The sequence below is a fragment of the Paraglaciecola mesophila genome, from assembly GCF_009906955.1.
In the GTDB taxonomy this organism is placed as follows: domain Bacteria; phylum Pseudomonadota; class Gammaproteobacteria; order Enterobacterales; family Alteromonadaceae; genus Paraglaciecola; species Paraglaciecola mesophila_A.
This window is the reverse complement of sequence record NZ_CP047657.1, coordinates 1-13265: the sequence shown is the minus strand read 5'-3', so window position 1 is coordinate 13265 and position 13265 is coordinate 1. Positions and strand designations below refer to the sequence as shown.

Here is a 13265-nt window from a genome sequence, read left to right as displayed (position 1 = left end):
GCGAGTTAAAACCTTAGGTCTGCTAGGGCGAGGCTTTGGATTCAAAATTATCACGATTTCCTATTGCTCTGCTTAGTCCGAATAAAAGTCAAATGTGATGTTAAGCCTTGCTTCTACCAACTTTTGATAAATTTCTGCGTCTAGTGTAAAACTACCTTGTCCATTGTCAGAGCTTGCCATGCAGAAAATGTCCGCTTCACATTCTGAGTTAATAACACTCAAATCATTTGCATTATAGAAGCCTAAAATTTCGTTAATACATGCCTGCATGTTGGAATTACCAAAATCAATTTCTAAATTCCATTGAGTATGCGGTCTTAACTTTTTTGATTTTCCAAACTCCTGACCTTTAGAAAATCCATTGGTTGGCTCGCCCAAAATGTTGATTATTTTTTCTAGCATCAAGGTGCCTGACTTAACTCTCAATGTAGCTTTACACTCAAGCATTATCTATTGCCCTTTTCATCTTCGATGTTACCAATACTATCACCTAAACCACCATCTTCAGTTTGAGGAAATACTTCTCCACAATCGTTACAAACTTCAACGTCAGGGTTACCAGGTAAGTTTGCATTTCCTTTGACTCCATGAATTGCTTCTTTTACTTCCTTAGGCTTCAAGCCGTGTGCATCACCAATTTTCCCCGGTTTGTTTGATGTATCACCTCCACATGCTGGACAATCACCAACCTCAGGCTTTGTCTGACCTTTGTTTTCAGAGTCCGATGACTCATTCATCATCGGCTCAACTACATTTTCATGAATTGCTACCCCACCCATTATTCCTAATAATGCAGTCCCAGTATACTGCAACGCAGCAATACCGGGAGGTGTTGCAAACCAAGCTAAAAATGCGAACTCACCATTAGGGTCAGTATATTTATATGGATTGTTGTTAGCGTATGTATATCGTCCAAAACCATGAGCTGGACTATTCCCCCTCTGCAAATGACCCATGAAATCAACCGGATCATTTGAGTAAAAACGCCCTATCACTGGATCATAGTATCGTGCCTGCATATAAATTAACCCCGACTTATCTTTCACGTGTCCGGTGAAGCCAATAGCACGGTTACTGATATTCTCATTACTGATAGATTTACCAAAAGGTAAATAGTTATCTCGGCCTGTCAAACCTTGATTAGGCTGGTCATCAAGTGTGTCATTAAAAGGTGTAGTTTGGTAATAATCGGCATAACTACCCGCACTCTCAACTCGAGCAACAAGCTGTTTTCCAAGGCGGATATGATCGGTGTGAATACTGCTAGTTCTATTGTAATGACTAACTAGTCCTGCACTTTTGGTATATACAAAATATAATACTTCGCCATCTACTATTTTTTTCGCACGCTTAAAGTTCCCATCGTACACAAATGAATGAGGACCTGACTTGATTGGTTGATTAGCTAAGTCATAATTAAAGGTATATATACCATTGTTAGTGACATTACCTCTAGTGTCATAGTCAAAACTGCGGACCCCGGCTATTGTGGTAACATTGCTGACCTGATTATTACTGTTAAAACTCATTGTAGCATTATGCTGGGGGCCACCTAACGCGTCCCCACCTATAACAGACCGCTTCCGAAGGTTACCAACAGCGTCATACTTAAAAGTGATGTCTCCAAAAGCACTACTGGATGTTACCAAACGACTCAAACCATCGTACGTATTTGACACACTTCGTGAGTCGTTAACGCCGTCATTAATATTGACAGTGTTACCTCTGCCATCATATGTATATTGATAGTCTAGTATATTGACTCTAGAACCACCAGAGCCGTGCCAAACACTAAGATGATCAGGTAACAACCGGTTGTTTACGCCTTGTGTAAATTGAACTCCATTTCCGTAGTCAAAGCTCTTTAACGAATGATTTAGATTATACTGTACGTTACTAGCGTAGACATCACTATAGGCTATATTACTCCCTGTTAGGTTTGTTGGTCTTCCTAACGCATCAGGGCTCTGACTGATAGCATCACCCGAAGGATAAATAATCTTCGATATGTGCCCAGAAAGGTCTCTATCGTATGAGGTCTTAAAGTTTAAGCCGTCAATATTTAGGTTCTCCGTTCTTATCATATCATTGTCAAAATATTGATAACTCCATCTAGTTGATCCCCGATTGATTTGCAGAATATTGCCATTGTCATCATAGGTACGTGTAATGTCCGGGGTAACATCGGAAAAATCAGTCTTTGTCAATTGTCCTAAATTATCGTAGGTTAGAGAAATTTTCCCTGCATCTGGCGCAGCACATGAGTTACCACTAGCTTGTCCCTCTGAATACATCGTAATTTGGTTAGCGTTATCATAAGCGATTAACTTGGACCCGGTTTCATCCCCTTGATGTCGACACAGTCGCATTCGAAAGTCATAAAAATATTTATGACTTTCATCAACACTATAACTATCTTGATTACCAAAACGTCTTAAAGTCGATAAATTCCCCCAATTGTCATAGCTCATCTGCGTAGTCGTCGATTCAGGACTCTCAATAAATAAAACCTCACCGTCATTTGCGTTGCCATATCCACTTTTTCGTGTCGTTGTTTGAAAGCCGTCAGGGTCGGTAGTAATAGTTTTATTATCAGTCAAGTAATCATAGGTCGTAATAATACTAGGGTACTGAATTTCACGTTTAACGCGCCCGAGTACATCATATTCAAACTTTACACCGAGAGTATGAGTTGGAGAAATTGAAGGATATGAACTGAAAACCTCTCGTCCAGTAGAATCAAATTTAGTGTTTTTATAGGCAAACCAACCATTAACTAGGTCTTCATTTTTCTCCAAAACAGTTCGTAATAATCCGTCGTAAGTAATAGTCAGTTTATGTTCGTTACGTTGTATGTTCTGTATCATTCCCGCGGCGTTTGAGAACTCATAGGAAATGTTCGTGTTGTACCAATCACCATAAGGGTCTATTTGTGTAATTCTTCCCATACTATCTCGCAGAACGACATCTTTTTGCCCTTTACCGTCTCGAACACCTGTAATCCAACCGTTTTCGTCCACTTCACGTTCAGTGGAAATTGAATCAGCAGTGCCAAACGCACGAATAACTGTTTTAGGTATGCCTCGGTAGTAATCTAAGTATTTGGTAACACGACCAATTCCATCAGTGGAAGTTGATACCAGGCCACCTTGCTGACCACTAGTGTAGTAAGTATAATCAATAGTATCTGCCCCAAAGCTGTCAATAGACAACAATCGCCCAGTAGAGTCATAGTCATACTCATAATATAATTTATCGTTAAAACTAGATGTAGAAACTAATCCCAGTAACCATTTACTTTTGATATTTTCATAAGTATGGCTAATTTTACGAGTTGTTCTATCAGGTAGATTACTAAAGCGCTTAATGACGATTGGCTGACCATAACTATAATTTTCCTCTGATGGATCAGTCTCATATTCAAATTCGGACGTGTAAGTATCACTATTTTGCTTTATTGTTTTTTCAACTAAATAATGGTCAAAGGAGCCGGCAGTGTAAGTATCACTGCCAATCTCACCAAATGGCTGTGAAATTACGAATTCGTATTCAGTTTGTCGAAGCAAACTGCCATTCTGAGTCGAAAACACCTTCTCAACTTGTACTTCTCCTACGGGATTGCCATTTTTAGGAGGGAACGTAAAGTACTCAGTAAAACCGCCATCAGGACTTGTTTTGGTGACGCGTTTTAAATCAACGCCAAAATCACCCTCTCCTTTGCTGTCAATTACAGGCTCTTCGTAGTCGTAGGTCCAAACCGATGTGGGTAATTGAGGACCAGTAATAGTTTTCCGAATAAGAGATAAGTTATTTCGCCTTACTGAGATACGATTATAATCATCAACGTCTATTGCGGATACGTCTTGTAGCTTACTTTCTAATTCGAATTCAGCTTGCGCTCCATACGGATGGGTAACAGCTATTACTCTTGCACTCATTGATACGCGGTTAAATACTCGTGAGTTAGTAAGGTTGCTTATGTCATATTCCCAGCGTTTGCCGTCCGGTTGAGTGACACTTGCTAGTACTGTAGTTTCACCACTTCTATCTTCATCACTATAGAAGACTCCTCCGGTATCACTGTAGGTTACCGTCGTGTAATTATATCGCCATGTTCTACCATTAGCTACCACAGTACTAACATGGCGACTGGTACCAAGGTAATTGACGTCAATTGTTCTCCCATCGTTGCTGCTTATTTTTGTTAGACGTCCCATGCTATCGTATGTCCAATCGACTGTATTGCCATGGATGTCTTGAGCCCTAGTGGCTAGATGTATTTCTTTGTAGCGATTGAAGTTTTGAAAACTAAATGTACTACTGCGAGAATAAGATTCGATATCAGTCGCGGGCAACAACACCTTTTTCGTGATAAAATATTTAATACCATCTTTTGTCGTTACTTCGCTATACGCGCCCCGACAATGAAGTGTTGAATAATATTTACTGGCACCAAGGAATTCGCTATCATTAATAGATGCCCACCGTTCTCCCGATGCGCTCAACGAAGTTAGAACAATCTGCTCGGAGCGCCCGCCTGGTAAATTAATTGTTACGCCGCCCGACAATGCGAGCTGCGAAACATACGTACTGTGTGGTGCAATGTGTTCTGATTCATCAACAAGTATATCACCAGTATTAAAACAGCCAGCATCGCTGATAACACCCATTTGTTCATCGCCACTACGAAATCTAAATGTACTGACGCTTGGTATATCTAAAGTCCAATCAGCCAGCGGTTGATAAACTCGCCGTCCGCTTTCTCTTGGATTATGACTTACCTGAGCTTCGTTTGCCCTGCGTCGAAAAGCTACTTCCAACTCTGAATTACCCGGTAGTGAAACGTCCGTTATACTAAACGATATAGCCCCTGAACTAATATCAATGGAGTCGCCCATTAAATTAAAGTCCAATGGTTTAAGTCGAGAGTCGAATTCATCTCGACTTAAGTCGTAGGTTGTAGCAAATTCAGCTTCCATCGCAACTGAATCATCCTCATCATCAGCCACCACGCTACTACTGATAAGAGATAAGATTGAAAAAAATAAGGCAAACACTATTTTATTAAATTGCTGTAATTTATATTTAGTCAGATTGTTAAAGTGCCATCGAGGTCCACTACATGCTGAGGTATCCAAAATCATTTCAACTTCTCCTTTTATAAAAGCATGAATATCGTTTAGCCTTGCAAATAAATTACACAACTCGTTGAATTACGATATGCTAAACCGAATTAAAGTAATAAAAGCGAACCCAGAAAATATATTTAGTTTATCCATCAAGTTAAGTCTCACTTAACGACTGTCACCATTAATATCAGTTTCAGCAATAGGTGAGCCTAGGATATCCGTGTGTATAAAAGTTACGCGCCTCTTGCCACCAGGATTTTCTAGATTGACATAGACGTGACTAGATCTGCTGACTTCATTTTCATCAGTACTGCAGTAAGTAGAGCCGTCACTTTGATCTTCGCATTCTAATTGAAGTATCCGATTTTGAATCATAAACCCCCAAACCACTGGCTCAAGGTCGGTAAATGTGTATGTTCTAGCGGTACATGGAAGCACCACCTGATTATCATCTATTGCTTCTTCGGGTCCAAAGTAGCGAACTAAGGTTGCATCGCACCAATCATCACCGTCTTCGGTTCCGGGAATGTTCGAATCATCTGATGATCCCCATGTTAAAATGACCTGATTCAACTGAGCGTTATATGTTGCTTCAAGACCGACGTCTGTGGCGTTTGCAAATAAACTCACTCCAGATCCAGCTATAACAATAAAATTCAAGATAGGTTTGCATAAAAAACAAGTCATTTTTTTCATAAGTTACTCTTCGATAGGTTTTATTTTAAAGGTGCTTGAATTATAGAAAGGATATTGTTTACTAAATCCGTTCAGTAATACTTTTTTAACTGCAAAAAAAATGCATACAAATAAATAAAGAGTATTCATAGCATTTCCATTAACCACTAAGACTGCAATGTGGTCAAAACAGTGAATTTTTTGTCCGAGGTTGCTTACTGATTAAATTTAGGCCACGACCAAATTAACACCTAAAAAACAATTTAAAAACAATACACCAACAAAATACACTTTGCATCAAAATATTATACTTTAGTCTTACCTTTGCGCTCGGGATCCCCCAGCACCCTTGTTAGGGAAGCAAAAACTAGCAATTTCTTCTAATTCAGCAACATAAGCAACTTTTTTCCCCCTATTAAAATCATTGAATCTAGAACGCTGCCATGATACGGTAAAAATATTACACATAGAAGTTAGTTATCATATTTATTACACAATAAAAGATATGAAGACATTCCTAATGCCCCATTAGGCGAGTTACCCGACGGCTTTTAATACTCATATTCACTTTTTAGTCCACTGATGAAGGTTATCACTCATATCTAGATTTTCAGGACGCTCTTTTAAATTTGGAGGGGAAACACCCGACGTGGAACCCTTACATGCCCATCAACCAATAGGGTTGTGGAAGAATTTGAAGTTGTAACCGTGACCTGTCACTTTTCATATTAAATAATGAATTCTCATACATATAACGGATTACATTATTGGTTATTATAGGAAAACCAAGTCATATCGATATATATAATAATTGTTTCATGCCAAACAAGTTAGAAAGAATATAAGGATATAAATCATGTTAAATTTTAGACAGAAAACTTTATCTATCATACTTCCATTCATTTTTCTCAATTTTAGTTATGCTTCAGAAACCGATTTCCTCCCTAAAAACACAGTGATCATCAATACCAAGAGTCATTCTTTTCAAAATAAAGTATATACCTATTATAAGTTAAGGGATGAACTAACAGGGAAGCTTGACTTGTTTGTTGCTGATGTAAATGGAAGAAAAATTGAAGAGTATCGCTCACTCCACAATGAAGTTCCCTTTTTGGGATTAGAGTTACAAAAGCGCTTAAATTTATTAAGTATTAAAGGTTCTGGCGAATTAATAGAAGTAGAACTACTCCTTAATAGAGGAGAGGATACATTAGATATTAAAAAATCAGACAAACTATATGGTAAATTTGATTTAAATAATAATATCTATGAGATTTATGAAAATGATGTTTTAGTTAAGAAAGAAAAACACTCTTTAAAGCTAAGACAAAAACAAAGAAATCAAAAAGAAAAAGCAAACAAAAAACATCAGAATAAAATTAAAGCTGCTAAAACGCTTTTCGCTAGATACGAATGGCTAAATGAACAAAGCATTTATGAGCAGCTGAGTCAAAGTAAATCATCCCTTTTAGTTACATTAACACCATTGCAAATTGCTCTAATTGCATCAGAAAAACCGAGCGAGCTTAAAGCTATTGAATTAGCTGTGAAAAGTAAAACTTTAACAGCTGATGCAATGATAGATACGGGAGTAGATCCATATGCACTTAGCACTTATGGAACGAGAGGAGAAGGTATAGGAATTTATATGACTGAAGACTACTGTCCAGATCCAAACCATATCACCAATTATACGCGTTTAGGAGGCTCTACAAATTCGCATTCGGAGTTCACAGCTGGAATTCTGAGAGACGTTTCACCTGAAAGCTACATATACTGTGACGTTACGTTCAAAATGCCTTCTGTTGCAACGCTCACAGGTTTTAACGGTAATCCTAGTATTAGTATTGTCAGTAACGCATGGGGAAATGTAACGACCGCTACTGGTTACACTTCGGCTGATAGAAATTGGGACAACTTTGTTTATGATAATCGGGTTTCTACATTCTTTGCTGCGGGTAATGGTGGTAATAATGCTACGGTAAACGCTTCCACTCGAGGATTTAATGTAATAACTGTAGGGGCTTACAACAATGCTAATAATGCTATTGCTAGCTTTTCTAATGGAGGAGATCCAAGCACTGGCAATATAAAACCAGAAATAGTAGCTCCAGGAGTAGGTATATCAGCAGGGGGTTATTCTAATCAAAATGGAACTAGTGCTTCAGCTCCATTTGCTGCGGCTTTCGCTGCTAATGTAATGAGTTGGCCTTTTGTCGGGCCTCAAGAGGTATATATGCCAAGTGCTCCTGCTGTAGTCAAAGCAGTGATGATTGCAGCTTCAGATATTAATATCTCGGGTAATGCCGATGCTATAGAAGAAGGAGCTGCAAGCTTTAGAAGCGCAAATGAGCGAATACAAATGCACTTTTGGGAAGGCAGCTATTCAAATTTCTTTTGGGGCCCCAGAGGTAGTGTTCGTAGGTTTAGAAAGCAAGAAACTGTATTTTTTGCTGATGGTTCTCTAAGTGAGATTAGGGTTGCATTATCTTGGTTGGAAGATGGGGATTATATATATGATCATAGAAATGATGCGCTTTCTATAACCCGAGATTTTGACCTTGACGTTTATTCACCATCCGGAATATTAGTCGCCTCTTCGACAAATTTTAACAATACTTTTGAGTCCATCACATTCACACCGACAGAAGTTGGAAACTATAGGGCTGTGATAGACATGTTACCTGTTAATAACTCATATTCTCCACTGATAATGGGATTAGCTTGGAGTTACAGTAATTAGTAAACTTGGTGGGATATCTCACCTTCGAGCTCATTTAATTTATACGTGTTTAGTTCCTCGCCGCTTGCGGCGGGATATTTATTTAATGATAGGGTGTAATAATGAAGATTATTTTTTTAAATACGAAAAAGAGTATTTGTGGATTAATAACACTCACCAAAATATCTCTTTTTCTACTTGTTTTGTCACTTAGCGCGTGCGGGGGGAACGATAAAAGAAACATCCCTCCTACAGTTGAAGTTTTGGACGTTAACTTGTCATATTTAGTTACTGACACTGTAAATCCATCGAATAGAATTATCGCAGTAGAAGCCGGGGCAAATGATATTGACGGTAGTATAAGTAGTATTAACTGGTCTATTTTGAGTAACCACCAGATTGAATTAATAGATTCTGACACAAAAACTGTTCAGTTTATTGCACCTCTAATAAACTCTGAAAAAATAGACCTATTTGTACTTGAAGTTGAAGCCACGGATAACCAAGGAAGCAAAACAACTGATACGGTTGATATTGACTTAAACGATGACCTAATTGTATTCATTCCTCCGACTTCGGCAAAAAGAGGAGAATACATCGAAGTTAATGCGTTGATATTTGGAAGAGAAAGTAAAATTTCAGAGCTTAATTGGTCTGTATCCAATGGTGCTGAAGTAACATTATTAGATGCCGATACCGCTACTGTCACTTTTCACGCCCCTAATTCACCTTCTATATTTGAAGTAAACTTAGAGTTAGAAGTCAGTTTTATGGACGGAAGTGAAAATCAAATTTTTAACGCATTCGTAACTTTGCATGATTAATTTTTAAACTTTCAGTTTCTCAACAGCATAACTCTATATCCCTTTTTTAAAGGGATATAGAGTTATGAAACCAGTAAGATTTAATTTATAAGCAGGGCGGGATTTAACTTAGGTTGATATTCAACCAAACAACAGTTCTGAACGAAACTCGCCGTTCCAAGGTGTCCGTCCGGTAATCCCCACATTCAATTCATAGGTTTTCTACGTCATGGTAGTCTCTTTGTTAAAGAGAATGACCATGGCGAATCATCAACGAAGAGAAGTAGAAGACTGGCTCAATTTATTTGAGCAACAAAAAAACAGATGGCTATCAAGGCTACGAGCAAACGCACGCCACTCTCATTGGTTGCTGGGCACATGCACGCCGTAAGTTCATGGAAGCTAAAAAAGGCGCAGGTAAGAAAGGCAGTGGCAAAGCGGATTGGGCACTCAATCACATCCAAAAACTCTACCGCCTAGAAACCCAGCTAAAAGATAAAACGGTAGAGGTGCGATATATTACAAGACAAGAAAAAAGTGTGCCGTTACTGAGCCAGCTTCATATGTGGCTAATGAAATCGGCTCAACAAGTGTTACCCAAAACCAAGTTGGGCGAAGCGATACAATACTGCTTAAACCAATGGAGAAAGCTAGTTCACTACACACTCGACGAGTTATTGAGTATCGATAATAATCGCGCTGAGCGCGGGATAAAGCCGTTCGTCATAGGTAGGAAAAACTGGCTGTTTAGCCAAACGGCCACGGGCGCAAACGCCAGCGCTGTTCTCTACAGCATCATCGAAACGGCTAAAACCAACGACCTGAACGTATTCGAGTATGTGATGACTTGCCTTGATGAACTCAGCCAGCCCGATGTCAATATCGAGCAACTGCTACCATGGCAGTTTGCTAAGCGCTAGGTGGAATTATCGGTCGCTTACGAATCTGTTACAGGCTCATGGATATTGATTTTTTCTACTGCTATGAATTTCCCCCAGAATCATTCTGTCAGGAGTCACCGTTCGTATCTGAATTATCGAACTGCCACTTCAAACCAACTGAATACATCCAGCACAAGTCTGGTTGAACCATCACTGGGGACCACTAAATTACAGATCCCAGCCTTAATAATGACGGTTTGCAGAATCAAGGAAGCTGGCGTTCATCTTCTCCTATTAAAAAATCCTACAAACTAAACTTCTTGCCTATTGTAAGTTTTAGATTCACTTCTCTTCTTCGAATCTACTGAATGACCCGTATTGGGATATATGTTCTTGTTCGTAATTGTACTTTGCTTTAATTAATTCAATTAACGCTTTCTTAAATATCTCATTTTCTTCAGCTAGCTTTGCTATTAGCTTACTTTTCTTTTCTTCTAATCGATCAATCTCAAGCGCTCCCATATCAGAAGAGGATTGGGCTCTATTGAGCCTCGACATGAGATCGCCAGGTTTGTGCATTTCACTTTTGAACAACTCATCCCTGATCCTGATATCGAACGCATTTTGGCATGGCTTGTAAAAGATTCGTGAATTAGGTAAACGCTTCCTCTCACATATATAGTGCATGTCTGACTCTTCGACGAGGTCGTTGAAATTCTCAAACAAAGCGAGCCTTGCTGCCTTGTATTCTTCTCGCAAAAGCGATAATGGTTTTTTGCCCTCTACTTCAATTATTTCTATATTATTATCTGTTGAAGTATATTTTTCATTAGCAAACGATTCCATGCTTGATAAAAATACACCAGCTAAAAAGAACGAGATACAACATTGTTTCACTGTAAAACCCTCCTATATCTACATTCTGATTCGTTGAGAATTATACCGCAATATTATGCGCTCGATGAAATTACAAGCGCACTTAATTTAAAGTTATAACACTCTTAGTAAATAGCTTTAGCTTCTCTTCTCAGAGATTAATATCCACCTGGCAACTCATATACTAATACATAAGTGGTTTGGGCTGTGTCCCTATGATATCCGACTACTTGACCACCAACTACGATTGGAATTGTCACAGAGCTAGTTTCTACGAAAGAGCTTGGACAAACAGGGTACCCTGAATCGCTTTCCAAAGTTTGCTAAGCGCTAGATGGGATTATCGGACGCTTACGAAAGATTAGACAAAGTCGCTTGGTGTTAACAACCTAATCTGAATTAGTGTGATTACCAACTTAATTTGGTGGTTTTTAAACAAGGTTTTGACTAAAGCTGACAGGCTGCATTAGACAAGGAGCGGACATTCAACGCCTCATTCAGAGGCAATAAAATAGCTGGTTAAAATTAGCGAGGCATGAGCAAAACCAGCTGTTTTTTGTCCTGCTGAAATGACTTGTTAAGCGTCTTTTGTACCTATGTAAAAACAGCATTCAAATATGCACTAATAGTTGCTGAATATTCCTTTGAACCTCCAGCCTCTTCAAGTACTTGATTTTTTAGAAAATCTTGAGCTTCTCCATCAGGGAAGCAGCCAATCCTATCAATAAGTAGTTTAACTTGGTCTATTCTTTCCTTTTTTCTTTCTACTAAAGCAGATCTTGATAACTTGAGTAAATCTACTGTTATCTGCCCTCTATTATTGGATGGTTTAGCTAAAATAATTGGTCCAAAGAACAACAGGTGCTCATCAGGATCATCAACGAAAGGATTGACCAAAGGTAAGTTTACATCGTGGTAATTGGATTTATTACGATTACATTCTTTACACACATATCCTAGATTTTCCCACTTAACTACGTCTTCCTGTTTTCTAGATAGGGGGATGATATGGTCTGTTTCTCCAGGAAATACATGCGATATTTTACTTTCACAAAAGATACATTTATCGGAACACTCGCTTCTTAACGTACTTTTAATATCAGGGTGCCTATATCTATATCGAGCAGCTTTAGGAACCGAAGTATCACCTGCTACTAGGCGAATAAACTCTTCAGTCCAAGTAACTTCATTAGCAACTAATACTTCTGGTTTTGGATATTTCTCTAATTTAATCAAGACAATGACTCCGCAACTTTATTAATCGCCTCGGGGAATAAGTCATCTAAGCCAATTTCTGATAGTTCTAGTTTGATATTTGAAAGAGCCTCAGCAGTGATATCCTTGCCTGTGTATTTTCCAATAATATTATTTAACTTATCTTCAGCCCAAGCAGGCATTGTGCTCTCTAACCCCAAAACCTCTCTTAGAATTTCATTGGATGTCCCTGATTTATTGACAACATCAAGTAAGGTGCTTTCTACTTTGTTTGCTTCATTGTAACCCAGTACATATACATTAGAGTCAGGAACTGAAGTAACCATAAAAGGATTGTGAGTCGCTACTATAAATTGGACATTTGGGAATGCGTTAATCAAGTTTGGTAGTAAGTTACGTTGTAGTTTAGGGTGTAAATGATTCTCTGGTTCATCCATAACAACAACAAAGTTCTCGTAAACCATTGAAGCCATAAATATTTGCCAAGTGACATCAATGAGTGAGGCAATTCCCCCAGAAACTGAATCAAATGAAAAACTACCAGTATCTGTTTCAAAAACAACTTCAGGCATATGGATTACAATTTTTTGAAACCCAAGCGACTTAGGTAAAATTGTTTTTAATGCAGCTTCAAAACCCTCAAACATTTCAACTGCTTCGTCATCTCTTGCTACAACCTGATTCCCATAGCCAAATGTTGCTAAAGAAATAATAGCTTCTTTTATTCTGAATGATGCCGAAGAATTTCTACTATTGTGATTATATCTTTGTCTTAACTCATTTAAATATTTATCTAACAGCTGTTTTTTTGCGTCCAATTTTGCAGGAATAGTTAGAACTTGTTGATAAAAATATACCGGTCTGTGAGATGATATGTATATTCCCTGCACACTTTTTTGATCTTGGATATGAACATTGTATTGCTGTTGAACTTCATAAGGTACACATAGTTTAGCCCCTTGAG

At 38.4% G+C, this 13265-nt stretch carries 8 protein-coding genes and 1 pseudogene; 3 read left to right on the top strand and 6 right to left on the bottom strand.

The window, feature by feature from the left end; all coding sequences use genetic code 11:
- Nucleotides 1–72: 72 nt before the first annotated feature.
- The 3 genes from FX988_RS21210 to FX988_RS21200 all read right to left on the bottom strand — a co-directional run bounded on the left by FX988_RS21210 (nt 73) and on the right by FX988_RS21200 (nt 5825).
- A complete protein-coding gene (locus FX988_RS21210) occupies nt 73–402 on the bottom strand; it encodes a DUF4279 domain-containing protein (RefSeq protein ID WP_160182259.1) in 330 nt (109 codons plus the stop codon).
- A 44-nt stretch (nt 403–446) separates the two neighbouring features.
- On the bottom strand, nt 447–5144 hold the full coding sequence (locus tag FX988_RS21205) for an RHS repeat domain-containing protein (RefSeq protein WP_160182258.1): 4698 nt from the start codon (nt 5142–5144) through the stop codon (nt 447–449).
- A 150-nt stretch (nt 5145–5294) separates the two neighbouring features.
- Entirely contained in the window at nt 5295–5825 is a 531-nt protein-coding gene (locus FX988_RS21200) for a hypothetical protein (RefSeq protein ID WP_160182257.1), read from the bottom strand.
- A gap of 835 nt (nt 5826–6660) precedes the next feature.
- Between FX988_RS21200 and FX988_RS21195 the strand changes: the two genes are divergently transcribed.
- The 3 genes and pseudogenes from FX988_RS21195 to tnpC form a co-directional block, all read left to right on the top strand.
- Nucleotides 6661–8547, top strand: a complete 1887-nt coding sequence (locus tag FX988_RS21195) for a S8 family serine peptidase (protein ID WP_160182256.1) — start codon at nt 6661–6663, stop codon at nt 8545–8547.
- Nucleotides 8548–8648: 101 nt separating this feature from the next.
- Complete coding sequence (locus FX988_RS21190; RefSeq protein WP_254700799.1) at nt 8649–9350, top strand: hypothetical protein; 702 nt, start codon at nt 8649–8651, stop codon at nt 9348–9350.
- A 302-nt stretch (nt 9351–9652) separates the two neighbouring features.
- Nucleotides 9653–10249: pseudogene (gene tnpC, locus FX988_RS21185) on the top strand (IS66 family transposase); the annotation flags it as partial.
- A 303-nt stretch (nt 10250–10552) separates the two neighbouring features.
- Here the strand turns inward: tnpC and FX988_RS21180 are convergent.
- The 3 genes from FX988_RS21180 to FX988_RS21170 all read right to left on the bottom strand — a co-directional run.
- A complete protein-coding gene (locus FX988_RS21180) occupies nt 10553–11107 on the bottom strand; it encodes a hypothetical protein (RefSeq protein ID WP_160182255.1) in 555 nt (184 codons plus the stop codon).
- A 573-nt stretch (nt 11108–11680) separates the two neighbouring features.
- Nucleotides 11681–12322, bottom strand: coding sequence for an HNH endonuclease (locus tag FX988_RS21175; protein ID WP_160182254.1), 642 nt, complete (start codon nt 12320–12322; stop codon nt 11681–11683).
- The coding region (locus FX988_RS21170) for an AAA family ATPase (protein WP_160182253.1) at nt 12319–13265 on the bottom strand (947 nt) is incomplete at its 5' end. The genes FX988_RS21175 and FX988_RS21170, both read right to left, overlap by 4 nt.

Coding starts and splice junctions, on each gene's coding strand:
- FX988_RS21190 (WP_254700799.1), top strand. CDS start 8,649: ATGAAGATTATTTTTTTAAATACGAAAAAGAGTATTTGTGGATTAATA.
- FX988_RS21200 (WP_160182257.1), bottom strand. CDS start 5,825: ATGAAAAAAATGACTTGTTTTTTATGCAAACCTATCTTGAATTTTATT.
- FX988_RS21210 (WP_160182259.1), bottom strand. CDS start 402: ATGCTAGAAAAAATAATCAACATTTTGGGCGAGCCAACCAATGGATTT.
- FX988_RS21195 (WP_160182256.1), top strand. CDS start 6,661: ATGTTAAATTTTAGACAGAAAACTTTATCTATCATACTTCCATTCATT.
- FX988_RS21205 (WP_160182258.1), bottom strand. CDS start 5,144: ATGATTTTGGATACCTCAGCATGTAGTGGACCTCGATGGCACTTTAAC.